This is a genomic window from Microbacterium sp. 1154, from assembly GCF_031455375.1.
GTDB lineage: Bacteria > Actinomycetota > Actinomycetes > Actinomycetales > Microbacteriaceae > Microbacterium.
Genome location: NZ_JAVDSN010000001.1, coordinates 335,363 through 361,250, shown reverse-complemented (window position 1 = coordinate 361,250; position 25,888 = coordinate 335,363). Strand labels below are relative to the sequence as shown.

Sequence of the window (25,888 nt, the reverse complement as noted above, 5' to 3'; positions counted from 1 at the left end):
GCGGTGATCGCTTCCGCACGTTCTCTTCCCTCTCCTGATCTCGCCCTCACCGCGGCGCAGCGCGCCGTGTGGGTCGCGTCCGAGGTCGACCCCGACAGCGCCTCCGACTTCCACCTCGGGTGGACGACGCGCTTCTCCGCGGCGCACGAACCCGCCTCGATCGCCGAGGCGGTCGCCCGCGTGCTGCGGGCCGAACCGCGGCTGTCGCGAACGGTCGTCGCCGACGACGGAGAGCCGCGATGGGGCGCATCCGCCCCGATCGACGCGCCGGCCGTGATCGACCTGCGCGACGAGAGTCGTCCTGACGACGCCGTCCTCGCCCGCATCGACGGCCTGCGCGACGAGGTCGCCCTCGGCACGGGGCGCCCCCTCCACCGGCACGAGATCCTCATCGTACCCGGCGGCTGCGTGTGGGCGCAGGCCTACCACCACGTACTCGTCGACGGTCGATCCATCCGCGAGCTGACGCGGCGCGTGCTCGCCGTCCTCGACGACCCGGATGCCGCGCCGCCGGCGCCGCGGTCCGCAGAGGCGCGGGATGCCGAGGCGCCGCCGGTCCGCCCCATCGAGGCGCCCCGGCCGGACGCGGACGCACTCGTCGCCGCGCTGAGCCGCGCCGACGACGGTCTGATCGAGCGCCCGACGCGTGGCATCCGGAGCATCGCCGTGGAGCTCGCTCCCGAGGTGGTCGCCGCCCTTCCCGGTCTCGCCGACCGGTGCGGGCTGAGCCTCGGCCGGGCGGTCGCGGGGCTCATCGCCGCCTATACGACGACGGTGCGCGGGCCGGGTGCCCATGCGGTGCGCCTGGCCGTCTCCGGACCGGGTGATCCGCACGCGATCGAGATGCGCTCGGCCGTCGTGCCCCTCGAGCCGATCGCCGACGGCGGCGCGAGCGTCGAGGAGTACCTGCGGTCGTTCGATGAGGCGCTGCGCGCGTCGCGTCCGCATCACCACGCCGACCCCGACGCCGTCGCCCGCGCCCTGCGCGCTCGCTTCGGCAGCCCCGCGCTGGTCGCGCCGGGGATCAACGTCATGCTGGGTCCCGACCGGGGCGACGGCATCGCGCGATCGACCTGGGTGGGGCCGTCGACCGACCTCGACGTCGTCGCGGAGGGCGAGATCGCCGGCGGTGCCCTGCGGCTCGTCGTCCGCGGCCGGGCCGATGACCTCGAGCTCGCGGCCCACGCGTCGGGGCTCGCCGCGTTCCTGGCATCCGCCGTCGCCGCTCCCGACCGGGCGCTGGGAGCGCACCGGATCGTCGACGAGGCCGAGCGCGCGCTCCTGCTGAGCACGCGCAACGACACGGGGCGCTGCCTCTCCGACGCCGATGTCGTCGACATGATCTTCGCGCGGGCGCAGAGCGCACCGTCGGCGATCGCCGTCGCCGACGGTGACCGCGACGTCGACTACCGCACCCTGCTGGGCGCGGCGACGCGCATCGCCCGCACCCTGCGCGACGGGGTCGGGGCCGGCCCCGAGACAGTGGTCGCCATCGACATGCACCGCAGTGCCGAGATGGTCGCGGCGATCCTCGGCGTCCTGCTGTCGGGGGCGGCGTTCGTGCCCCTCGACCCCGCATGGCCGAACCGGCGCCGCGCGGGCGTCGTCGCCGACGCGGGGGCGCGGGCCGTGCTCGTCGGACCCGGAGCGGGCGCGGCGACCGGTCTCCCCACCTTCCCCGTCGATCTGGAGCAGACCGATCCGCCCGCCGACGTCGTGCCGCGCGACCCCGAGTCGCTCGCATACGTCATCTTCACGTCGGGCTCCACCGGCAATCCGAAGGGGGCGATGATCCGCCACGGCGCGATCGCCAGCCGCATGCGGTGGCAGATCGAGCGCGTGCTGGGATTCGGCCCCGACGATGCGAGCCTGTTCAAGGCGCCGCTGTCGTTCGACATCTCGATCAACGAGGTGCTCCTGCCGCTCTGCTCGGGCGGCACGGTCGTCGTCGCGCGCGACGGGGAGGAGCGCGAGCCCGAGCGACTGCTGCAGCTGATCTCGCAGCGCGGGGTCACCTTCACGTACCTCGTCGCGTCGATGCTCGACGCGCTCCTCGACAGCGACGCGGTCACGACGACTCCGCGGCTGCGGGGCCTGCGTCACGTGTGGTGCGGCGGCGAGCTGCTCACGCCCGAGCTGTTCGCGAGATTCCGCCGGCAGTTGCCGGGCGCGACGATGTACCACGGCTACGGTCCGGCCGAGGCGACGATCGGCGTCTCGCACGTCGTCTACCGCGGTGACGGCGTGCGCAGCACCACCTCGATCGGGCGGCCGAACCCCGGATGCCGGTTGTACGTGCTCGATCGGGCGCTGCGCCCCGTCCCGGCGGGGATGGGCGGCGAGCTCTACGTCGCCGGCGACCTTCTCGGCCGCGGGTACGTGAACGCCCCCGCGCTCACGGCCTCGCGCTTCGTGGCGAACCCCTTCCACGACGCCGGCGACCCGGCATCCACACCGCGGCTGTACCGCACGGGGGACCGGGCGCGCTGGAACGGCGACGAACTGGAGTTCCTCGGGCGCACCGACAACCAGGTCAAGATCGGCGGGATGCGCGTCGAGCTCGAGGAGATCGAGCGGACGATCGCGGCAGCCCCCGGCGTGCGCGCGTGCGTCGTCGTCGTCCGCGGCGCGCGCGTGCACGCCTACGTCGTGCCCGAGGCGGGCGCTGCGCCGGAGCACGTCGAGGCGGCGGCCCGGGAGCGCGCGATCGAGACCCTGCCCCGGCACATGGTGCCCGCGTGGGTGACGGCGCTCGACGCCCTGCCGACGACGGCGAACGGCAAGGTCGACCGTGCCGCCCTCCCCGAGCCGGCTGCGCAGACCGCCAGCTCGGGTGCCCTCACCTCCGCTCAACGGCCGGTCGCCGACGAGGTCGCCGCCGTGCTCGGGGTCGACCCGTCTGAGCTCGGTCCCGACACCGGGTTCTTCGCCCTCGGCGGCGATTCGCTCGCCGCGGTGCGGCTGGCGAACCGGCTGTCGCGCGCGTGGCGGCGCACCGTGCCGACGCGGGCCGTGTTCGAGCACCCCACGGTCGCCGAGCTCACCCGGTTCGTCGAGAACGCCGACGCCGCGGCATCCCGTCCGCACGAGACCGGCGCCGCCGACGGGGCGGCTCGCCTGCCGGCGACCGCGGGGCAGCGACGCATGTGGCTCGCGTCGCAGCTCGACACGACCTCGGCGACCTACACCGTGCCCCTCGGCTTCCTCTTCCCCCGCGAACCCGACCGTTCGGCGCTGCGGGCGGCCCTGGCCGACACGACACGGCGGCACCCCGCGCTGCGGACGCTGCTGTCGCGCGGGTCCGATGCCCTGGTCGCCGACCGGCTCGCGGCCGGTGACCCGCGGGCGCACCCCGAGGTCGAAGACGTGACAGACGTGGACGCCTTCCTGCGTCGACCGTTCGACCTGGCATCCACGATCCCCCTCCGTGTCGGTCTGAGCGCGCGTGACGACGGCTGGCTGCTGGTCATCGCCCTGCACCACAGTGCCGTCGACGAGGCGTCCGAGCCCGTCCTCCTGCAGACGATCGCGAAGGCCATGCGGGCCCGATCGGCGGGGAGCGCCCCGGTGTGGCCCGACACGGAGGCCGCGGTCGAGGCGCCGACGGGCGAGAGCGCTCTCGACGCGCTGGCCCGCCTCGCTCCGCTGCCCGACCGCGCCGACATCCCGGGGTGGTCGACCACCACCGCCGGCTTCGGGCGCCCGGGGGCGACCCGGGCGGCCCTGCTGACGGGGGAGTCCGCGACGGCCGTCCGTGCGCGCGGCGGAACCGTCTTCGAGCTCGCCGTTCGCGCGGTCGCGACCGCGGTCGAACGGTTGGGCGGCCCCGCGGAGCTGCTGATCGCCTCGCCGGTGGCGCGGACGACGCCCGACGATCAGATCGTGGGATGCCACATCACCACGACGCTCTTCGCCACCCGGCCCGGGGCCGACCTGCGGGCGCAGATCGTCGCCGCGCTCGACACCCGCGCCGACGTCGCCGACCTGGTGGCGGCGGCGCCGGAGCTGCGCGACCGGACCGCCCCGCGACTCATGGTCGTGCATCAGTCGAAGCGCCTCGACCGGCTCGAGCTGGGCGGGGTCGAGGGGGTGCGGGTGCCCGTCTCGACGGGCACGGCGAAGTTCGACGCGACGATCACCGTCGCCGAGGTCGATGACGATCTCGCCGTCGAGCTCGAGTACGCGACGGATGCCCTCGCCGGTGACGAGGCCGAGCGCTTCCTCCGGTACGTGTGCGCGGCTCTCGAGGGCGTCGACGCGGTCGATTCCGCGGCGCTCGCGCTCCTCGAGGGAGGGGCGGCGCTCCCGGCCGGCCGCGACCGCACGCTCGTCGACCTCATCGCGCGGGGTGCCTCCGACGAGGCCCACCGCATCGCGGGAACGCTCGCGGCCCGGGGGATCGGCCCGGGCGCGGTCGTGGGCGTGTGCGCAGCCCGTGGCCGCGTGCAGGTCGACCTCGTGCACGGCATCGTGCTCGCGGGGGCGGCCTACGTGCCGATCGACCCCGCGTGGCCGGCCGCGCGACGCGAGGCCGTCGTCGCCGACGCGGGCGCCGAGCTCGTGCTCGACGCGGCCCCCGACCCGTCGGCTCCCACCGCCCCGCCGACCTCGCCGCTGCCCGACGACGCCGCCTACGTGCTGTTCACCTCGGGGTCGACCGGGCGGCCGAAGGGCGTCGTCGTCAGCCATCGCGCGATCGTGAACCGTCTGCTCGCGGCCCCCGGGCTGCACGGGATCGGGGCCGAGGACGTCATCCTCTACAAGACGCCCTTCACGTTCGACGTGTCGGTCTGGGAGCTGTTCCTCCCGGCCGTGCTCGGCATCCGTCAGGCGGTGGCCCCGCCCGACGCGCACCGCGACCCGGCAGCGATCGCCGCCGCGATCACCGCGGAGAGCATCAGCGTCGTCCACTTCGTCCCCTCGGTGCTCGCCGCGTTCCTCGAGCACCTCTCCGGGTCGCGCGAGACGGCCGCCGCCGTGGCGCGAAGCCTTCGCGTGATCGTCTGCAGCGGCGAGGCGCTCACCGCGCACCACCTGCGCGGGATCCGCGAGCTGCTGCCCGGCGTCCGCGTCGACAATCTGTACGGGCCGACCGAGGCGGCCGTCGACGTCACTGCCGCCCTCGGTGTCGACGGCGACCGGCCGATCGGTATCGGGTCGCCGATCGCCGGGGTGGCGTGCCGCATCCTGGATGCCGCGCTCCGCCCGGTCGTGCCGGGCGCGGTGGGCGACCTGTACCTGTGCGGTGTGCAGCTGGCTCGGGGCTACGCGAACCGCCCCTCGCTGACCGCCGAGCGTTTCGTGGCCGACCCGTTCGTCGCCGGTGCGCGCATGTACGACACCGGCGACCGGGCGCGTCAGCGGCCGGACGGCACGATCGAGTACCTCGGCCGCCGCGACCAGCAGGTCAAGGTCGGTGGGCAGCGCATCGAGCTCGGCGACGTCGAGGCGGCGCTGGCCTCGGCCCCCGGCGTCGAGGGGGCGGCGGCGTTCGTGGCGGGGACCACGCTGGTCGCCGTCTACACCGGGCAGGCCTCGCCCGAGGCGGTGCGCTCACACGCGGCGGGCGTCGTTCCGGCCGCGCTCGTTCCGGCTCGCCTCACGGCGGTGGCGGAATTGCCCCTCACCCCGCACGGAAAGCTCGATCGCGCGGCGCTGCCGCAGCTCGACCGCGTCCCCGTCGCCGTCGGCGGCCGGGCACCGGCGGGGACCACCGAGGTCGCGCTGGCCGAGGCGTTCGCCGAGGCGCTGGGTGCGGCGGCGGTACCGGCCGACGCCGATTTCTTCGCTCTCGGGGGTGACAGCATCTCGGCGATCGCCGTCGTGACCGCGGCGCAGCGCCGTGGCATCCCGGTGTCGGTCGTCGACCTCTTCGAGACACGCACCGTCGAGGGGCTGGCCGCGCGGTGCGTCCCGCCGACCGCCACCGTGACGGCTCGACCCGTTCCGTTGCCGCCGACGCTCGCCGCGGCGCGCACCGACGGTCTCGACGTCGACGCGATGACGGTCTCGGCGCCCCTGGAGGAGGTGGATGCCGCGGCCGCCCGCCGCGCGCTGACCGCCGTGGTCGAGGCGCGGCCGGAACTGCGCGTGCGCCTCGACCGGAGTCGTGCGCGGCTGTGGCGGGCATTCCAGGTCGACCGCGTCCCGCCCGGCGACGGTGTCGATGTGGCAGAGGGGCGGCTCGCCACCGTCGAGATCGCCGAGGGGACGCCGCGTCTGGTCGTCCACCGCATGGCGTTGCCCGCCGACGCGGAGCAGGGGGTGCGTCGCCTCGCCACCGAGATCGGTGATGCCGTGCGCGCGGGTGCGGTGCCGGTAGGAGAAGGAAGAGCATGAGTGACAACGTGATCGAGACCGTCCGGGTGCAGGGTGCGCGGGAGCGCATGCTCTTCCTCGCCGAGTTCGAGGACTCGCCGGGCGCGTACGCCATGCCCCTCGTCCTGCGGATCGTCGACGGCCGCCTCGACGTGTCGGTGTTCGCCGCCGCCTTCCGCGACGTCGTCGCCCGGCACGCGAGTCTGCGCACCGCTTTCGAGAAGACCGACGGCGGCTGGGTCGAGAACGTCCGGGATGCCGGCGACGCCCCCGTCCACGATCGGTCGGCCGAGGTGTGGGACGGGCGGCTGCCGTTCGCGCCCGACCCCCGCCGGGAGGTACCGGCCGCGGCGGCGGTCTACGCCGAGCACGTCGTGATCGTCGTCCATCACGTGGCGGCCGATGGGCACTCGGTGCCCACGATCCTCGACGACCTCGAGCACGCCTACGCACGGCGGCTCGCGGGTGCCGCGCCCGCCTGGCCGACGCCCCCGGCGACCGACGCCGAGCCGCCGAGCGCCTCGGCGAACGGGCTCGCGTCGCTGTTCGCCGATATGCCGACCGCGGTCCCCCTGCCCCTCGACCGGCCGCGGAGCGCCGCGCCGAGCTCGGCCGCGGTCCGCGAGGAACGCCTGCTGCCCGCGTGGGTTTCACGGGCGCTCACCGACGCCTCCGACCGGGTCGGAGCCTCGCGCCTCATGCTCCTGCACACGGCGGTCGCCCTGGCGCTCCGATCGCGGGGAGCGGGCGACCGCATCCCCCTCGGCATGGCGGCCGACCTGCGCGAGGGGTCCGATGCGTCGGGGGTCGGGCTGTTCCTGAACACCGTCGTCGGTCTCACCGATCTGAGCGGAACGACGACCGTGGGCGAGGTCATCGGCCGCGTCCGGACGTGCGCGCTCGACGCGTGGGAGCGGCGGGCCGTGCCGTTCGACGAGCTGGTCGCCGAGGTCGCTCCCGCCCGCGTCGCCGGCGTGCACCCCCTCTTCCAGGTCATGATCGCGGAGGTCGACCGCCGCACCCGCAGGGTCGGCCTCGGCGACGTGGCGGCCGAGGTGCGGCACGACGCCGAGCCCACGGCCAAGTTCGACCTCACGTTCGCGATCGGGGAGGGCGACGACGGTCTCGTGGTCGACCTCGTCTCGCGCGCCGAGATCTTCCGCCCCGAGACGACGACCGCCCTGCTGGAGTCGGTGGTGCTCGCGCTCATCGCCGTGACCGGCGACCCCGCCGCGCCCGCCGACGCGCTGCCCCTGATGCGGACGACCGGTCGCCGCGCCGCGGTCGCGCCGCGGGACAGCAAGGTCACCGAGCGGCGACTCGGACTGCCCCGACACCATGCCGCCGCGGCCCTGGTCGGCGTCTACGCCTCGAGCGACGCGATCGGCACGCGCCGCAGCGGCGACGAATACGTCCCCCTCACGCTCGACGAGGTGCTCGCCGCCGCCGAGATCACGGACGAACCCCGCGACCCCGACACGGCGGCCGGGCGCCCGCTCGCCGCGTCCGCCGGACCGGACGGCATCCTCCTCGCCGCGACGTCCGAGGCGATCGACGAGGAATCCTGGCCCGCTCTGCTCGCCGCACTCTCGACGGGCTCGGCCCTCGGCATCCGCGATGCCGCCGAAGACGTCGAGGCGAGGATCCAGCGGGGTGACGACCTCGCGATCGTGGATGCGGCCGAGGCCTGGCTCGACGTGATCGAGTCGGCGCCCCCGTCGGCTGCCGACCCCTCGTGGGCTCGGCTCGATCCCGGGGTGTCGGCGCACGCCGAGCTGCCCGCGCCCCCCGCGACGGTGACCGCCCTGCGCGCCGCCGTGTTGTCGGGGCTCGACGCTCTCGGCGCCGCACCCGCCGTCGCCCTGGTCACTGAGCCCGACCGCGACGACCCCGCTCGGGCCTCCGCCGTCGGCGTGCGGCGTCGCACCTTTCCCGTCTTCCTCCGCGGCGACGGGGTCATGGTCGAGCCGACCGCCGAGGCCGCGCGCGACTACGCGATCGCGGGCGCAACGAGCCCGCACACCCCGGGGGTCTTCGACGGCCTCGTGACCCCCGACGTGCGGCTCGACATCCACGTCTCCGATCGGCCCGTCGCCCCCACCGCGGGCCGTGTCACCGTGACCGCGAGCATCGTCGCCGGCCGGTGGCGGGTGACGGTGACGGGGCATCGGGATGCCGCGGCGATCGCGGCGGCCATCGCCCGGCACGTCACCCCCGGAACCGGCGCGAGCGCGCTCACCGCCATCGTGCGCCCGGTCGACACGCGCGTGCAGGACACGGCGGGGATCGGAGTCGCCGCGATCCGCGGCATCGAGCGCGCGACCGGCCCGCTGCGGGCCGTGCACCCCGCGACGGCCCTGCAGGAAGGCCTGCTGTTCCATCGCGACCTCTCCGGCGACACCGACGTCTACCTGTCGCAGACCGTCACCGACCTGACCGGAACGCTCGACGTCGAGGCGCTCCGCGCGGCGGCCGCGCGGACGATCGCGCAGCACCCCCACGTCGCGGGTCACTTCCGTCGCGTCGGTGAGCGGACGGTGCTCGTCGTGCCGCGGTCGCCCCGCATCGAGTGGGACGTCCGCACGGGCGACGATCGCGAACGCTTCGTGACGCAGCAGCGCGAGCGGGGGTTCGACGGCGACGGGCCGCTCCTGCGGTTCGGCGTGCTGACCGCGTCCGACGGCTCGCAGCACACGTGGGTGCTCACCGTGGAGCACGCGATCCTCGACGGCTGGTCGATCTGGCGGTTCCTTCGCGGCATCCTCGACGAGTACACCCGGCAGGGGTCGGGCATCGACCGGTCGGGGCCGCCCTACGCGGCCTACGTCTCGTGGCTCGCCGCCCGTGACCGGGCGGTCGCGCGCGCCGCGTGGGACGACGCCCTCGACGGGGTCGAGGCGCCGACGCTCGTCGCGCCTGCCCCCTCGACCGGGGTCCGTACCGACGACGGACGGTCGCTCGAACGCGTCCTGACCCTCGACCCGGCCCTGACCGCGCGGCTGCGTCAGGCCGGTACGGCCGCCCGTGCACCGCTCAGCGCCGTCTACGAGCTCGCGTGGGCGCTCGCGCTGCGCCACGAGACGGGCCGCGGCGATGTCGTGTTCGGCACCGTGACCTCGGGGCGGCCCCCCGAGATCCCCGGCATCGACGACCTGCTCGGGTTGCTCTTCAACACCGTTCCGGTCCGGGTGGGGGTCCGCCCCGGCGGCGACGTGCAGAGCCACCTCGACGACCTCACCCGGTACCGCCGCGTGATGCTCGCCCACCCCGAGGTGCCCCTGTCGGAGATCCTCGCGAGCTCGGGTCACCGCGAGCTGTTCGACACCCTGTTCGTCTTCCAGAACATCCCCGTCACCCCGTCGACCGAGCCGCTCGGCCCCGACGGGGGTCTGCGCCAGCACGCGCAGACCGTCCGCGACGCCACCCACTACCCGGTGACCGTCGTGGTGAATCCCGGCGGCGAGAGGGCGGGCGCGCGCGTGCGCGTCATGACCCGCCCGGGCGCCTGGCCCGACGACGAGGGCCCGCGCGCGACCGACCGCATCGTCGCCGCTTTCGTGCGGGCGCTCGAGGGCATCGCCGCGCACACCGGCGCGCTCGCCGCGCTCGACGTCGGCGACCCGGGTGAGACCGGGGCGGGTGCGCTCGTGGGGGCGACCCCGAGCGGCGACGACGCCAGGCTGCTCGCCGCGACGGTGTGGGAACTGCTCGTGCGCCGCGCCCGCGTCGATCCCGACGGCCTCGCCGTGGTGGCCGGTCCGGTCCGGTGGACGTTCGCCGACCTGGTGCAGCGGGCGACGCGGCTCGCGACGGCCCTGCAGGAGCGCGGGATCGGACCGGAGTCGCGCGTGGCGCTCTACCTGCCCCGCGATGCGCGCATGATCGTCGCGCTGTTCGCGGTCTTCGCCGCGCACGCGGCGTACGTCCCCGTCGATCCCACCCTGCCCGCATCCCGCGTGGCGGACATCCTCCGCGAGGCGGCGCCGGCGGTCGTCGTCACCGACGCCACGCTCGCCACCGCCGTTCCGGCCGGCATCCCGCTCCTGTCGCCCGATGCGTCGGCGGAGGGGTCGTTCGTCGAGCCCGCACGCGACCTCGACGCCCTCGCCTACGTGATCTTCACATCGGGGTCGACGGGGCGGCCCAAGGGCGTTGCCGTGCCCTACCGCGGACTCACGAACATGTTCGTCAACCACCGCGCCGAGCTCTTCTCGACCGTCGTGACGGCGGCGGGCGGTCGACGCCTGGCGATCGCGCACACCACGTCGTTCGCGTTCGACGCGTCGTGGGAGCAACTGCTCTGGCTGCTCGAGGGTCACAGCGTGCATGTCATCGACGACGACATGCGGCGCGATCCGCGCGCGCTCCTGGGCTACTTCGACGAGCACCGCATCGACGGCTTCGACGTGACCCCGAGCTACGGCCGCATCCTCGTCGACGAGGGACTCCTCGCCCGCCCGCGCTGCGCCGACCCGACGGCCGACGGCCCCGGCGTGGTCTTCGTGTCCCTGGGCGGGGAGGCCGTGCCCGACGACCTGTGGCGGGCGCTGCGCGAGGCCCCCGGCGTGCACGGCTACAACCTCTACGGCCCCACCGAGTACACGATCAACGCCCTCGGCGCCGATGTCGAGGAACGCCCCACCCCGACGATCGGCCGGCCCATCACCGGCACCGTCGCGCGCGTGCTCGACGATGCCCTCCGCCCCGCGCGACCCGGGGTCGCGGGCGAGCTCTATCTCTCGGGGGTGGGCCTCGCCCGGGGTTACCTCGGACGCAGCGACCTCACCGCCGAGCGGTTCGTCGCCGATCCGTTCGGGATGCCGGGGGAGCGGATGTACCGCACGGGCGACCTCGCGATGGTCGGTGCCGACGGCCTGATCAGCTACCTCGGACGCAGCGACGATCAGGTGAAGATCCGCGGGCACCGCGTGGAGCCTGCCGAGGTCTCGTCGGCTCTCGTCGCCCTCGACGGCATCCGTCGCGCCGCTGTCGTGCCGTTGCGGGGCCCGCGGGGGACGGAGCTCGCGGCCTACGTCGTGGCGGACGTCTCGCCGCTCCGGACCGCTGACGTCACCGCCGCCCTGCGGTCGACGCTCCCCGACTATCTCGTACCGGCCACGGTGACGGTCGTCGACGAGCTGCCCCTGACGGTCAACGGCAAGCTCGACGTACGCGCGCTGCCCGAGCCCGTGCGCGAGTCGGTGGAGCGACAGCGCCCGATCGGCGATGTCGAGTACCTCGTCGCCGAGGCGATGGCCGAGGTGCTCGGCGTCGACGAGGTGGGCCGCGACGACGACTTCTTCTTGCTCGGAGGACATTCGCTGCTCGCCGTGCGCGTCGTCTCGCGGCTGCGGACGTCGTCGGGCCTCGATCTGAGCGTGCGCGACCTGTATGGCGCGCCGACCGTGGCCGGCCTCGCGCGCGCGGCGGCGGGAGAGCGCAGCGAGACCATGTTCGCCCCCGTCCTCCGCCTGCGCGACGCCGACGGCCCCGCCGTCTTCTGCCTGCAGCCCGCGGGCGGGCTCGGGTGGGCGTACGCGGGACTCTGCCGCCATCTCGACCCCGCCTTCGCGGTCTACGCCCTGCAGGATCCCGCCCTGTCCGGCGGTTCCGAACTCACCTCGGTCGACGCGATGGTCGACGACCAGATCGAGCGCATCCGCGAGGTGCGTCCGCACGGCCCGTATCACCTGCTCGGCTGGTCGTTCGGGGGGCAGCTCGCGCACGAGATCGCCGCGCGACTCGGCGACGAGGTGGCATCCGTGGTCTTGCTCGACGCCTACGCCGACGCCGCGGACGACGAGCTCGACGCCCCCGTCGACGAGCAGGTCGCGGGATTCGTGCGCAGCATCGCCGACGATCCGGTCCTCGCCGACCTCGATGGCGAAGCGCGGGAGAGGCTCGTGTCGACGTTCGAGCGTCACCTCCGGCTGTCAATTCCCGCGCTCACCGCCTCGGCGCGCGCCGACACACTGCTGGTGGCGGCGACGCAGGGGGTCACCGCCGAGACGGCGGCCCGCCGCGACGCCGATTGGCGGTCGCGCATCGACGGTCGGCTTCGCATCGAGCCGGTCGATCTCGACCACGGTGGTCTCGGCCGCGCGGCCAACTGGGAGGTCTTCGGCGGGATGGTCGCCCGATGGGTCGAGGGCATCCGCTGACGGCGATTCGTTCTCCTCCGGTACACGTTCGGGGATGCCGGGTCCGGTCCGCACCGCGAGGAGCGAGCCGTCTCGGCTCGGGGTGGCCGATGTCGGAGGTCGGTGCCAGGCTGAGACCAGCGGTCATCGCGACCGCGTCGATCTCCTCGGAGGGCTTCGTGCTCGGCAAACTCCTCGTCCTCTATCTTTCGCGCTATCGCTGGCTGCTCGTCGCGATTCTCGTCTTCCAGGCCGCGTCCGCGATCGCGACGCTCTACCTCCCGCGCCTGAACGCCGACATCATCAACCTCGGCGTCGCCCGCGGTGACACCGGCTTCATCTGGACGCAGGGCGGGCTCATGCTCGTGATCTCGCTGGGCCAGATCGTGGCGTCCGTCATCGCGACGTACTTCGCCGCACGGGCGGCGATGGCCGCGGGCCGCGACATCCGCCTCGACGTGTTCGAACGCGTGAGCGGGTTCTCCGAGCGCGAGCTGTCGCACTTCGGCGCGGGCTCCCTCATCACGCGCAACACCAACGACGTCCAGCAGGTGCAGATGCTCGCGATGATGGGCGCGACCATGCTGGTCAGCGCCCCGCTGCTCGCGATCGGCGGCATCGTCATGGCCCTGCAGCAAGACGTCGGCCTCAGCTGGCTGATCGCCGTCGCGGTGCCCACGCTGCTCGTGGCGGCCGGGCTGATCATCGCGCGCATGGTGCCGCTGTTCCGCAGCTATCAGACCAAGCTCGACGGCGTGAACCGCGTCATGCGCGAGCAGCTCACCGGCGTGCGCGTCGTGCGGGCGTTCGTCCGCGAGCGCATCGAAGAAGAGCGCTTCCGCGAGGCCAACACCGACATCCTGGTCGTCGGCCGCAAGGTCGGCTCCCTCTTCGTGCTGCTGTTTCCCCTGGCGATGCTGGTCCTCAACGTCACGGTGGTCGGCGTCATCTGGTTCGGCGGTATCCAGGTCGACGCCGGTGGGGTCGAGATCGGAACGCTGTTCGCCTTCATCCAGTACGTGGCGCAGATCCTGGGCGGCGTGCTCATGGCGAGCTTCATGACCGTGATGATCCCGCGCGCCGCCGTCTCGGCCGAGCGCATCGGCGAAGTGCTCGACAGCCGGTCGACGCTCGAGCGTCCGGCCGACCCGGTCGAGCGCCTGCCCGAACCGGGCGCGATCGTGTTCGACGACGTCGCGTTCGCCTATCCGGGCGCCGAGTCACCGGTGGTCTCGGGGATCAGCTTCGCGGCTCGACCCGGTGAGACCGTCGCCATCGTCGGCTCCACCGGCGCGGGAAAGACGACGCTCGTCTCGCTCATCCCGCGCCTGTTCGACGTCACGTCGGGTGCCGTGCGCGTCGGCGGCGTGGATGTCCGCGAGGCCGACCTCGACGTGCTGTGGAAGAGCATCGGGCTCGTCCCGCAACGGCCGTTCCTCTTCAGCGGCACGGTCGCATCGAACCTGCGGCTCGGGCGTGAGGACGCCACCGACGACGAGCTCTGGCACGCCCTCGAGATCGCTCAGGGGCGGGACTTCGTCGAGGCGATGGAGGGCCGGCTCGAGGGGCGCATCGCACAGGGCGGCACGAACGTCTCGGGCGGTCAGCGCCAACGTCTCGCGATCGCGCGGGCCATCGTGCACCGCCCCGCGGTGCTGGTCTTCGACGACTCGTTCTCGGCGCTCGACCTGAGCACCGATGCTCGACTGCGACAGGCATTGTGGAAAGAAGTGCCGGAGGTGACCAAGATCGTCGTCGCGCAGCGCGTGTCGACCATCACGGGCGCCGACCGGATCGTCGTGCTCGAGGACGGCCGGATGGCCGGGCTCGGCACCCACGACGAACTGCTGGCCACGAGCGCCACCTACCGCGAGATCGTCGAGTCGCAGCTGGGGGTCGAGGCATGAGCACCCCCGACACCCTCACCGAAGAAGAGCGCGCCGAAGCCGAACTCGCCGAGCAGGCGCGCCTGAACTCCGGCAGCTGGGACAGCGTCGCGCCCGGCAAGGCGTCGAACTTCGGTCCCAGCTTCCGCCGCCTCATCGGGTTGCTCCGGCCCTACGCCGCGGCCTTCGTCTTCGTGTCGGTCCTCGGCGCGCTCGGCGTCGTCCTCGCCGTTCTGGCGCCGCGCGTCCTGGGGGATGCGACGAACATCATCTTCGAGGGAGTGGTCTCGAAGGGGCTCGCCCAGCAGTTCCCCACGGGCGCCTCGCAAGCCGAGGTCGTCGACGCCCTGCGGGCCGCGGGTCAGAACGACATCGCCAACATCGTCGGAGCGATGGACACCTTCTCCGTGGGCGCGGGAGTCGACTTCGACGCGCTGCGGATCACCATCGTGACGGTGCTCGCGATCTACGTCGGCTCATCGCTGCTGTCGTGGATCCAGGGCTACGTCATCAACGTCATCATGGTGCGCACGATGTGGCGCCTGCGCGAAGACGTCGAGGCGAAGATCAACCGTCTGCCGCTGTCGTACTTCGACAAGGTCCAGCGCGGCGAGCTCATCTCACGCGTGACCAACGACATCGACAACATCACGCAGACGATGCAGCAGTCGCTCTCGAGCGCCCTGACGTCCGTGCTGACCGTGGTGGGCGTGCTGATCATGATGTTCACGATCTCGTGGCAGCTGGCGCTCGTCGCCCTCGTCTCGCTGCCGCTCATGGCGGTCATCTTCGGTGTCATCGGGCCGAAGTCGCAGAAGGCCTTCGGCGAGCAGTGGAAGAAGGTCGGTCGCCTCAACGCCCGCGTCGAGGAGTCGTTCTCGGGCCACGCCCTCGTCAAGGTCTACGGCCGCGAGAAAGACGCGCGCGAGAAGTTCGAGGCCGAGAACGAGGAGCTGTTCCAGGCGAGCTTCAGGGCCCAGTTCCTCTCGGGCATGATCATGCCGGGCATGATGTTCGTCGGCAACCTCACGTACGTCGGCATCGCCGTGCTCGGCGGACTCATGGTGGCCGGTGGGCAGATCCGCCTCGGCGACGTGCAGGCCTTCATCCAGTACTCGCAGCAGTTCACACAGCCGTTGTCGCAACTGGGCGGCATGGCCGCGGTCGTGCAGTCGGGAACCGCCTCGGCCGAGCGGGTCTTCGCGCTGCTCGACGCCGACGAGCAAGACCCGGATGCCGCGGACGCCCCGGCCTACGTCGATGGACGCGGTGTCATCGAGTTCCAGAACGTCCGGTTCTCGTACACGCCCGAGCGGCCGCTGATCACCGACCTGTCGTTCCGCGTCGAGCCCGGTCAGACCGTAGCGATCGTCGGGCCGACCGGTGCGGGCAAGACCACCCTGGTGAACCTCATCATGCGGTTCTACGAGCTCGACGGCGGGCGCATCCTCCTCGATGGGCAGGACATCGCCGAACTCCGTCGCGACGAGGTGCGCTCGCGGACGGGAATGGTGCTGCAGGACCCGTGGCTGTTCGCCGGCTCCATCCGCGACAACATCCGCTACGGCCGCGAGAGCGCGACCGACGACGAGATCGTCGAGGCCGCCGTCGCGACCCGCGTCGACCAGTTCGTGCATTCGCTGCCCGAGGGGTACGACACCGTGCTCGACGAAGACGCCGCGAACGTCTCGGCGGGCGAGAAACAGCTCATCACCATCGCGCGCGCCTTCGTGGCCCGCCCGTCGGTGCTGATCCTCGACGAGGCGACCTCGTCGGTCGACACCCGCACCGAGCTGTTGCTCCAGCAGGCGATGGCCGCGCTTCGCGAGGGCCGGACGTCGTTCGTCATCGCGCACCGCCTCTCCACGATCCGTGACGCCGACCTCATCCTCGTCATGGAGCACGGAGACATCGTCGAGAAGGGCACCCACGACGAACTCATCGCGGTCGAGGGGGCCTACTACCGCCTGTACCGCTCGCAGTTCGAACAAGCCACGACGGACCTCGACGCGGCTCCCTCCGAGACGCGGGGCGAGGACGACGCGCAGCCCGCCCCCGCCACGGACGACGCCGTGGTGGTCTCGGCGATGGCGGTCGCGGCATCCGAGATCCCCGCCGCGGCGGGCACCGACGGTCCGCCGCGTCCGGCCCAGGGCGTTCCCTCGCCCGAGTCGCGCCCCGGCGAGTGACGCCGCCCCGCGTCGCCCTCGAAGTCCGCCCGGTCCTCGCACCGGCCGCGTGCCCGCGCCCACCCGGGGCTGCAAAACCCGCTCGGGTACAGTGGTCGGACGCTTGCACCTTGACCTCGCCACGACCGCCGCATAGATAGGCCTCACCCCTCGTGACCACTCCTGCGACGCCCGCCGATCCCTCCGCGCCCGCTGCCTCGACCGATTCCTCGGCCGCGCCCGACGTGCCGCCGACCCCCGATCCGCCGCTGCGGATCCTCATCGGCGCCGACACGTTCCTCCCGCACGTCAACGGCGCCGCGCGCTTCGCCGAACGACTGGCCGCGGGTCTCGTCGCCCGCGGACACGAGGTGCACGTCGCGGCCCCCAGCGCGCAACACGGCCCGGTCGGCACGAGCACCGAGGTGATCGAAGACCAGCCGATGACGGTGCACCGGCTGCCCTCTCACCGTTTCCTGCCGCACGACTGGCTCACCTTCGTGTTCCCGTGGCGCGCGAAGCACTACGCCCGTATCCTGCTCGACCAGATCAAGCCCGATGTCGTGCACATCCAGTCGCACATCATCATCGGCCGCGGTCTCGCCCGCGAGGCGCGCAAGCGCGGCATCCCGGTGATCGCGACGAACCACGTGATGGCCGAGAACATCCTCGATTTCACGACCCTGCCCGACGCGCTCGACCGACTCTTCGTGAAGCTGGCGTGGGCCGATGCCGAGCGCACGTTCAAGCTGACCCGCGCCGTCACCACCCCCACGCGCAAAGCGGCCGACTTCCTCGAGTCGACGATCGACATCTCGGGCGTCATCCCCGTCTCGTGCGGCATCGACCGCTCGAACTACCGGCCCGACCTCACCCCGCGCGACGCGAATCGCATCCTGTTCGTGGGGCGCCTCACGACCGAGAAGCACATCGACGTCGTGCTGAGGGCCCTCTCGCAGCTCGACCCCGCCCTCGACGTCACCTTCGACGTCGTCGGCGGCGGCGACCAGCGCGCCAAGCTCGAGGCCCTCGCGCAGCAGCTCGGTGTCGCTTCGCGCGTGACCTTCCACGGCCACGCCTCGGAAGACGACCTGCGCACGCTGTACTCGCGAGCCAGCGTCTTCGCCATCGCCTCGATCGCGGAGCTGCAGTCGATCGCCACGATGGAGGCCATGGCATCCGGTCTGCCGATCGTCGCCGCCAATGCCGTGGCGCTCCCGCACCTCGTGCACGAGGGCGAGAACGGCTACCTCTTCGAGCCGGGCGACGCCGACGAGCTCGCCGCACGCCTGACCGACGTGCTGACCGCTGCCCCCGAGGATCGCGAGCGCATGCAGCAGGCCTCCCTCGATGCGGTCGCCGTGCACGACATCACCCGCACGCTCGACACCTTCGAGGCGCTGTACCGCGGTCGACCCCTGCCGGAGTAACACCCGTGCACGTCGTGATGTTCGCCGACCAGCACCTCGAGTCGCTCGGCGGCGCGCAGGTGTCGATGCGGTTGCAGAAGCGCTTCCTCGAGCGCGCGGGGCACGTGGTCACGGTGGTGGCGCCGCACCTGCACCGAGACGCCCCCCACGACCCGGCGTACCTCGACCTCCCGTCGATCGCGATCACCCCCGACCGCGAGTACGCGCTGAGCTGGCCGGGTACGCGGACCGACAGATTCCTGGATGCCGAGATGGGCGCGCGACTGCCGGTCGACGTCGTGCACGTGCAGGCGGATTTCTGGGGCGCGTTCATCGGCCACCGCTACGCCGCGCGCCACGGCTTGCCCGTGGTGCACACCATGCACAACCGTGTCGACGTGGGGATCGAGGCGACCGCGCCGTTTCCCGGGCTCGTGCTCCGCGCGCTCAACGCCTGGGCGCGGAGGGTGCTCCCGGGTGGGGCATCGGCCGGCGGGAAATCTCGGAGAACCGCACCGACCTCGGAGAACGCGGGCGCACCGCTCCGAGATCGGCGCGAATCTCCGAGTTCGACGAAGGTAGCGGGCCGCGCCGCCGACGGCTGGGCGTTCCTCCGCCAGCTGGCCCGTCTCTCGCGCGTGGTCACGGCGCCGTCCGGCCACTTCGCCCGCCGCCTCGAGAGCCACGGCGTCGCCGACGCGGTCGACGTCATCTGGAACGGCATCGACGACGACGTGCTCGACGCGGCCCTGAGTGCCGAGGCGCCGGAGCGTCGTCCCGGTCGCCCGCGGTTCATCTGGCTCGGACGCATGAGCCCCGAGAAGCGCCTGCTGCCATTCCTCGAGGCGGTCGTGGCCTCGGGCATCGACGCCGAGGTCGAGATCGTCGGCGGCGGGGCGCAGCTCCGGGCCGCCCGGCGGCTGGTCGAGAGGTCGTCGCCGACGGCGTCGGTGCTCTTCTCGGGACGCCTGCCCTACGCCGAGACGCTGCGCCGTCTCGCCGACGCGGACGCCGTCGTGCAGACCTCGATCGGGTTCGAGACCCAGGGAATGACGGTGTTCGAAGCGGCCTCGCTCGGAACCCCCGCCGTGGTCAGCGACCCGGATATCGCGACCGAACTCGGCTCGGGGATCTGGGCGGTTCGGGATGCCACGGTCCCGGCGCTCGCGGAGGCGCTCCGTCGTGCCGCCGACGACATCGCCGCCGACGCCGCGGTCGCTCCGGACCCCTCCATCGCCGAGCGGTTCCGCCAGTCTTCCCGGACGGCCGCGATGGTGGACGTGTACGCCCGCGCCGTCTCCGCGGGCCGCTGAACCGACTCCCGACGCCTCAGAGGCGCGCGGGACGCTGAAGCGATGCGTGCCGCGCGGGGCGATGGCATCCGGGATGCCTCGCCCCTGAGGACGCGCGCGGCGGCATCCGTCACGGCGTCTGCACGACGATCGGGCTGGTCACGGTGCGACGAGCGTCGGGAGTCGTCACCCGCCGTGTCTCGCGCGGCGCCTCAGCCTGCTCGTCGCGGGGCTCGGGTGGCGTCGCGCGCCGGGGGTCGGTGGGGATGCGACCGTAGCCGTCGGTGCGGACGAGCCACACGGTTCCGACGATGCCGGCGAGGGACAGGATGCCGAGAGCGATGAAATAAGCCATGGCAGGAAAGCTACGGGTAGAGGAATAGTGCCCACGAGTGGCATGATGGACGCCTGTCGTAAGATTCCTGCCACACCGGAGGTTCGCATGCGCTCGGTCGCCGTCGTCATCCAGCCCGGGTTCGCCCCGTTCGAGTTCGGCCTCGCCTGCGAGGCGTTCGGGTTGGACCGTAGCGATGACGGCATCCCGAACTTCGACTTCCGGATCGTCGCGCCCGACCCGGGCGTCGTGCCGTCGAACATCGGGTTCTCGGTCAACGTCGAACGTGGTCTGGAGGCCGCCGCCGACGTCGACATCCTCGTGCTCGCGCCGATCCCGCGCGAGCAATGGGGAGCCGTCGACCCGCGTGTGCTCGACGTCGTGCGCGCGGCGCACGCCCGGGGTGCCTGGCTGCTGAGCGTGTGCAGCGGGTCGTTCGTGATCGCGGCATCCGGAGTGCTCAACGGCAAGCGCGGAACGACGCACTGGCGCTACGCCGACGTCATGGCGCGGATGTACCCCGAGATCGAGGTGGATCCCGATGTGCTCTACGTGCAGTCCGGCAACATCATCACCAGCGCCGGCACCGCCGCCGGTCTCGACGCGAGCCTGCACCTGCTGCGCCAGGAGCTGGGTTCCGAGCTGACCAACCGCATCGCCCGCCGCATGGTGGTGGCGCCGCAGCGCGATGGCGGCCAGGCGCAGTTCATCGCCTCGCCCATCCCGATCGACTCCTCGCTCTCGCTCGCCCCGGTGACCGAGTGGATGCTGCAGAACCTCGACGCCGAGCTCTCGGTCGAACGGCTCGCGGCGCGCGCCCACATGTCGCCGCGCACCTTCGCCCGGCGTTTCAAGGCCGACCTCGGGGCGACCCCGGCCGCGTGGCTCGCGCGCCAGCGCCTGCTCCACGCGCAGCGGCTGCTCGAAGAGACCGACCTGGGCCTCGACCGGATCGCCGCCGAGTGCGGCTTTGGCTCGGCCGCGGTGCTGCGACAGAACTTCGGTCGGACGATGGGGCTCACCCCCACGGCGTACCGCGCGCGCTTCTCGTGCAGCGAGCCCGCGGCATCCGGGGCCGACCTGCCCGCGCGAGATGCGGAGCCGATCCCGGCGTGACGAGCGGATGTCGGCGTCCGGCCTCGTCGTCGAGATCACGTGACGTCGTCCAGATCACCCGCCATTGCGGGTCGTCTCGCGAAGAACGCGTGATCTCGACGCCCCGGGGTCGCCGTGCGCGAGCGGGTGCCGGCACCGCGGCCGGGGGTGACGGGCGCGGGATGCCGGCACCCATTGCCCTCGTCGGGAGCCGCTGCTAAACTTGAGTCAATGCCGCTCAACTTTATGGACGGCGACCAGACTTGCAGGAGAACACATGAACGCCACACAACAGCCGGGGCAGGAGGACGCGCGTAGCGCCCTCGAACAGTTCGGCATCAACCTCACCGACCGGGCCCGCCAGGGCAAGCTCGACCCCGTGATCGGGCGCGACGGCGAGATCCGCCGCGTCAGTCAGGTGCTCACCCGGCGCACCAAGAACAACCCCGTGCTCATCGGCGAGCCCGGGGTCGGCAAGACCGCCGTCGTCGAGGGTCTCGCCCAGCGCATCGTCGCGGGAGACGTCGCCGAGAGCCTGAAGAACAAAGAGCTGGTCTCGCTCGACATCTCGGCGCTCGTCGCGGGTGCCATGTACCGCGGCCAGTTCGAGGAACGCCTGAAGAGCGTCCTCAAAGAGATCACCGAGTCCGACGGACGCATCATCACGTTCATCGACGAGCTGCACGTGCTCATGGGCGCGGGTGGCGGCGAGGGCTCGGTCGCAGCGTCCAACATGCTCAAGCCCATGCTCGCGCGCGGTGAGCTGCGCCTGATCGGCGCGACCACGCTCGACGAGTACCGCGAGTTCATCGAGAAGGATGCCGCCCTCGAACGCCGCTTCCAGCAGGTCTACGTCGGCGAGCCGTCGGTGGAAGACACCGTCGCGATCCTCCGCGGTCTGAAGGAGCGGTACGAGGCGCACCACAAGGTGGCGATCGCCGACACGGCGCTGGTGGCCGCGGCATCCCTCTCGAACCGGTACATCCCGGCGCGTCAGCTTCCCGACAAGGCGATCGACCTCATCGACGAAGCGGCGTCCCGCTTGCGCATGGAGATCGACTCCGCCCCCCTCGAGATCGACGAGCTGCGCCGACACGTGGACCGCCTCAAGCTCGAAGAGCTCGCGCTGAAGAAAGAGAAAGACGACGCCTCCAAGGAGCGCCTCGCCACCCTCCGCGAGACCCTCGCCGCCGAGCAGTCGAAGCTCGACGACCTGCAGGCCCGGTGGGAGCGCGAGCGTGCCTCGCTCAACCGCGTCGGTGATCTGAAGACCCGGCTCGACGCCGCTCGCGTCGACGCCGAGCGCGCCCAGCGCGAGGGCAACCTCGAACGCGCGTCGCGCCTGCTGTACGCCGAGATCCCGGCTCTCGAGCGCGAGCTGATGGTCGCGGAACGCGAAGAACCCGCCGGTGATCGCATGGTCAACGACCAAGTCACCGACGAGGATATCGCGGCGGTGATCGCGGCGTGGACGGGCATCCCGGTCGGACGCCTGCTGCAGGGTGAGACCGAGAAGCTGCTGCACCTCGAGCGTGAGCTCGGCAAGCGCCTGATCGGACAGAGGGATGCCGTGAAGGCCGTGTCCGACGCCGTGCGTCGCTCACGCGCGGGTATCAGCGACCCGCACCGACCGGTCGGTTCGTTCCTGTTCCTCGGTCCGACCGGTGTCGGCAAGACCGAACTGGCGAAGTCGCTCGCGGACTTCCTCTTCGACGACGAGCACGCCATGGTGCGCATCGACATGTCGGAGTACGGCGAGAAGCACTCCGTCTCTCGGCTGGTCGGCGCCCCTCCGGGGTACATCGGTTACGAGCAGGGTGGTCAGCTGACCGAGGCCGTGCGTCGGCGCCCCTACAGCGTCGTGCTGCTGGACGAGGTCGAGAAGGCGCACCCCGAGGTGTTCGACGTGCTGCTGCAGGTCATGGACGACGGCCGGTTGACCGATGGCCAGGGCCGCACGGTCGACTTCACCAACGTCATCCTGGTGCTCACCTCGAACCTCGGGTCGCCGATCCTCGTCGACCCGACCCTGTCGATGGACACCAAGCGCGAGCAGGTGCAGGCGCTCGTGCGCCAGGCCTTCAAGCCGGAGTTCGTGAACCGCCTCGACGACATCGTGATCTTCCAGGCCCTCAGCCAGGACGATCTCGCGCAGATCGTCGAGCTCGCGGTCGATGCGCTGCACAAGCGCCTGCGCGAGCGCCGGTTGAGCCTCGCGGTCACGCCCGACGCCCGCTCGTGGCTCGCCGAGCGCGGCTACGACCCGGTGTACGGAGCCCGGCCGCTCCGCCGCCTCATCCAGACCGAGATCCAGAACCGCCTCGCCATGGCGATCCTGGCCGGAACGGTGCGCGACGGCGATGTCGTTCGGGTCGACGTGGCGAGCGACGGCGACTCGCTCGCGCTCGTGAGCGCTGGACCCGCGCAGCCGGAGCCGGGCGACGACGACGTGATCGAGGCGGAGATCGTCGAGTAGTCGCCGCCGTGAGGGGGATGCCGCGTGCGTGCGTGGCATCCCCCTTCTGCGTCTCCGGCCGGCGTGCGGGCGGTGCGTGTGCGCATGTGCCTCACGCATAAACGCTGTGCGCGCGTGCGCCTCGCGCATAGACGCTGCGTGCGCGGCGTCATGTGAACACGCTGTGCGCGCGTGCACCTCACGCATAAACGCTGTACGCGCGCATAAACGCGGGGAGAGCGCGTTTATGCGCGCCGATCGCGTTTATGCGAGGGGTGGACACTGCCGGGGTCCCGCCGGCGCCATCGGTCGCGTCGAGGGGGCGCGGCAGCTGGTGACGCTGGCGTGGACGACCACTTTCGTAGGCATAAACGCTGTCCGCGCGCGTAAACGCGGGGAGAGCGCGTTTGTGCGCGCCGATCGCGTTTATGCGGGGGGAGGGGCTCGCCGCCCCGGCAGCGCGGCGCAGCACAGGGCAGCGGCAACGACGTCCGCCGCCTGCCCCGGAGTCGCGCAGCATCGGACAGCACGGCGGAAACGAAGAACGCCGCCCGCCCCGGTCCCGCGCGGCGGCGTGGTCGGGAACGGACGGCGAGGGGGCCGGATGCCGTGGCTCAGTCGTCGACGAGCAGCGACTCCTCGACCGTGCGGCGCTGGCGCGGGGCGAGCTCGCGCTGACGCAGGCCCTCTTCGGCCGCGTCGATGTCGCCGAGGGCGCCCACCGCAATGACCGTGACGGGGGTGAAGCGTGCGTCGATGTCGAACGCCGCGCGCAGGTCGTCGGCGACGAAGCCGCCCATCTGGTGGGTCGCGAGGCCGCCGGCGTGGGCCTGCACGGTGAAGTGGGCGGCGGCCTGTCCGCTGTCGTACAGGGCCCAGGTGCGCGCCTCGCCGTCCTCAGTCTCGGTCTCGGCGAGCACGACGAGCAGGGCGCCGGCGTCGGGGGCCCAGGCCTGGTTGAAGCCCATGAGCGAGGCGACGACGCGCTCGTGCGCGGCGGTGCCGCGGCGCGCGACGATGAAGCGCCACGGCTGGAAGTTCATGCCCGAGGGAGCCCAGCGGGCGGCCTCGAGGGCGGAGCGGAGGGCCGACTCGTCGATCGGCGTCTCGGGGTCGAAGACGCGGGTGCTCCATCGCTCGGCGAGCACGTCGAGGATGGGGGCGTCGGTGGGGGCGATGCGGTCGAGCGCGAGAGACATGGGTACTCCTGAGAACGGGGACTGATGCGGGACGCCGTTGACCCGCACCAGTCAACGCCGTCTGTCGGCGGAGTGTTCCCGTATGAACTTATGCGTCTGTGATGAGACGCGCTTTCTCGTCCCTTGAGGCTGAGCCGGGGCGGCTTCGATCACGCCTTCCACGACGCGGGGCCCGCGGTCCCCGCCGGGTACTCGTCGAGCGGAACCTCGTCTTTGCGCCACGCGTCGATGACGGGCTGCACGATGCGCCAGCACTGCTCGGCCGCGTCTCCGCGGACGGCGAGCATGGCGTCTCCGTCGAGGATGCCGGAGAGCACTTCGCCGTAGGCCTTGAGTGCGCCCTCGCCGAGGTTGGCGGAGAGGGTGACGCGCTCGAGGTCGAGCGGGTCGTCGGCGCCGTTGATGTTCAGACCCAGGCTGATGGTGTCGGGGCCGAGCGAGAACACCATCTCGGAGGGCTCGCTCTCGCCGATGAACCCGTCGGGGAGGTGACGCACCGGCTTGAACGTCACGGTGACGGCCGGGTCTCCCGCACCGAGCGCCTTGCCCGAGCGCAGCAGGATCGGGACGCCCTGCCAGCGGGCCGTGCGCACCTCGACGGTCATCTCGGCGAGCGTCTCGGTGCCGCGCGAGGCGTCCACGCCGGGCTCGTCGACGTACGACGAGAAGTGGCGCTCGCCCACGTCTCCCGCGGTGTACCGCGCGCGGCGAGAGTTCGCGACCGGGTCGTCGTCTTTCACGTGGGTCGCGCGCAGCACCGCCGAGGTCGCGTCGCGCAGGTCGAGTTGATCGAGGGATGCCGGGGGCTCCATCGTGACGAAGGCCATGACCTGCAGCAGGTGGCTCTGGATCATGTCGACCAGGGCGCCGGCGGCGTCGTAATACCCGGCGCGTCCCTCGAGCCCCAGGGCCTCGGGGAAGTCGATGCGGATCGAGGCGATGTCGTCGGCCGACCAGACACTCTCGACGATGCGGTTGGCGAAACGCGTGCCGAGCAGGTTCAGCACGGTCGAACGGCCGAGGAAGTGGTCGATGCGGAAGACCTGGTCTTCGGCGACCAGGGTCGCCAACTGCTTGTTGAGCGTGTGGGCGCTGGCCTCGTCGGTGCCGAAGGGCTTCTCGAGGGCGAGGATCGTGCCCTCGGGGATGGTCACGTCGCTCAGCGCCAGGCAGGCCTTCTCGGTGACCGCCGGGGGCACCGCGAAGTACAGGGCCGGTCGGCCCTCGGCGTCGTCGAGCAGCTTCTGCAGGTCTGCGGCCTTCGTGATGTCGGCCTGCGTGTACGTCGTCTCCGAGACGGAGGCGAAGGCGTCATCGGCATCCATCGTCTGGAACGCCTTCTCGACCACCTCGCGCCAGTGCTCGTCGGTCCAGTCCTCCATGCCCGCGCCGTGCAGACGCACGGACCGGTTCGGCTCGCGCGAGAGTAACTGGCCGAGGGCCGGGAGGAGCAGTCGCGAGGTGAGGTCGCCCGAAGCGCCCAGGATGATCAGGGTGGTGTCCGCCGCCATGGGGAAACCGTAGCGCTCGCCCCCGACATCGCCGTGCCGCTTGCAGCGGGCGCAGGGAAACCACTAGCGAGATCGATGGGC

The 25,888-nt window shown here is 72.3% G+C and carries 11 protein-coding genes; 8 read left to right on the top strand and 3 right to left on the bottom strand.

Features of this window, described 5'->3' with window-relative positions:
- Positions 1 to 3 precede the first annotated feature (3 nt).
- The 6 genes from J2X55_RS01495 to J2X55_RS01470 all read left to right on the top strand — a co-directional run bounded on the left by J2X55_RS01495 (position 4) and on the right by J2X55_RS01470 (position 19,234).
- Positions 4 to 6,339 carry a non-ribosomal peptide synthetase gene (locus J2X55_RS01495; protein WP_309821589.1) on the top strand — a complete coding sequence of 2,112 codons (6,336 nt, stop codon included), beginning with the start codon at positions 4 to 6 and terminating at the stop codon, positions 6,337 to 6,339.
- A complete protein-coding gene (locus J2X55_RS01490) occupies positions 6,336 to 12,479 on the top strand; it encodes a non-ribosomal peptide synthetase (RefSeq protein ID WP_309821588.1) in 6,144 nt (2,047 codons plus the stop codon). Before J2X55_RS01495 ends, J2X55_RS01490 begins: the two co-directional genes overlap by 4 nt.
- 158 nt (positions 12,480 to 12,637) lie before the next feature.
- Positions 12,638 to 14,365 (top strand): ABC transporter ATP-binding protein, encoded by a 1,728-nt coding sequence (locus J2X55_RS01485; RefSeq protein ID WP_309821587.1) that lies wholly within the window; start codon positions 12,638 to 12,640, stop codon positions 14,363 to 14,365.
- Positions 14,362 to 16,533, top strand: a complete 2,172-nt coding sequence (locus tag J2X55_RS01480; RefSeq protein WP_309821586.1) for an ABC transporter ATP-binding protein — start codon at positions 14,362 to 14,364, stop codon at positions 16,531 to 16,533. Before J2X55_RS01485 ends, J2X55_RS01480 begins: the two co-directional genes overlap by 4 nt.
- A 152-nt stretch (positions 16,534 to 16,685) precedes the next feature.
- Positions 16,686 to 17,942 carry a glycosyltransferase gene (locus J2X55_RS01475; protein WP_396653234.1) on the top strand — a complete coding sequence of 419 codons (1,257 nt, stop codon included), beginning with the start codon at positions 16,686 to 16,688 and terminating at the stop codon, positions 17,940 to 17,942.
- Positions 17,943 to 17,947: 5 nt separating this feature from the next.
- Positions 17,948 to 19,234, top strand: a complete 1,287-nt coding sequence (locus tag J2X55_RS01470; RefSeq protein WP_309821585.1) for a glycosyltransferase — start codon at positions 17,948 to 17,950, stop codon at positions 19,232 to 19,234.
- 109 nt (positions 19,235 to 19,343) lie between these two features.
- Here the strand turns inward: J2X55_RS01470 and J2X55_RS01465 are convergent, their stop codons facing one another.
- Positions 19,344 to 19,568 carry a hypothetical protein gene (locus J2X55_RS01465; RefSeq protein ID WP_115916748.1) on the bottom strand — a complete coding sequence of 75 codons (225 nt, stop codon included), beginning with the start codon at positions 19,566 to 19,568 and terminating at the stop codon, positions 19,344 to 19,346.
- A gap of 87 nt (positions 19,569 to 19,655) precedes the next feature.
- Between J2X55_RS01465 and J2X55_RS01460 the strand changes: the two genes are divergently transcribed.
- Positions 19,656 to 20,663, top strand: a complete 1,008-nt coding sequence (locus J2X55_RS01460) for a GlxA family transcriptional regulator (protein ID WP_115916750.1) — start codon at positions 19,656 to 19,658, stop codon at positions 20,661 to 20,663.
- Between the two features lie 256 nt (positions 20,664 to 20,919).
- The gene (locus J2X55_RS01455) at positions 20,920 to 23,118 is read left to right on the top strand and encodes an ATP-dependent Clp protease ATP-binding subunit (RefSeq protein ID WP_210111481.1); all 2,199 of its coding nucleotides are present in this window, start codon (positions 20,920 to 20,922) and stop codon (positions 23,116 to 23,118) included.
- Positions 23,119 to 23,711: 593 nt separating this feature from the next.
- Here the strand turns inward: J2X55_RS01455 and J2X55_RS01450 are convergent.
- Entirely contained in the window at positions 23,712 to 24,296 is a 585-nt protein-coding gene (locus J2X55_RS01450) for a nitroreductase family protein (RefSeq protein WP_309821584.1), read from the bottom strand.
- A gap of 149 nt (positions 24,297 to 24,445) precedes the next feature.
- Complete coding sequence (locus J2X55_RS01445; RefSeq protein ID WP_309821583.1) at positions 24,446 to 25,807, bottom strand: glucose-6-phosphate dehydrogenase; 1,362 nt, start codon at positions 25,805 to 25,807, stop codon at positions 24,446 to 24,448.
- Positions 25,808 to 25,888 lie beyond the last annotated feature (81 nt).

Excerpts from the sequence above, each read along its gene's own strand:
- J2X55_RS01490 (WP_309821588.1), top strand. The coding sequence starts at position 6,336 with ATGAGTGACAACGTGATCGAGACCGTCCGGGTGCAGGGTGCGCGGGAG.
- J2X55_RS01480 (WP_309821586.1), top strand. The coding sequence starts at position 14,362 with ATGAGCACCCCCGACACCCTCACCGAAGAAGAGCGCGCCGAAGCCGAA.
- J2X55_RS01465 (WP_115916748.1), bottom strand. The coding sequence starts at position 19,568 with ATGGCTTATTTCATCGCTCTCGGCATCCTGTCCCTCGCCGGCATCGTC.
- J2X55_RS01460 (WP_115916750.1), top strand. The coding sequence starts at position 19,656 with ATGCGCTCGGTCGCCGTCGTCATCCAGCCCGGGTTCGCCCCGTTCGAG.
- J2X55_RS01455 (WP_210111481.1), top strand. The coding sequence starts at position 20,920 with ATGAACGCCACACAACAGCCGGGGCAGGAGGACGCGCGTAGCGCCCTC.
- J2X55_RS01450 (WP_309821584.1), bottom strand. The coding sequence starts at position 24,296 with ATGTCTCTCGCGCTCGACCGCATCGCCCCCACCGACGCCCCCATCCTC.
- J2X55_RS01445 (WP_309821583.1), bottom strand. The coding sequence starts at position 25,807 with ATGGCGGCGGACACCACCCTGATCATCCTGGGCGCTTCGGGCGACCTC.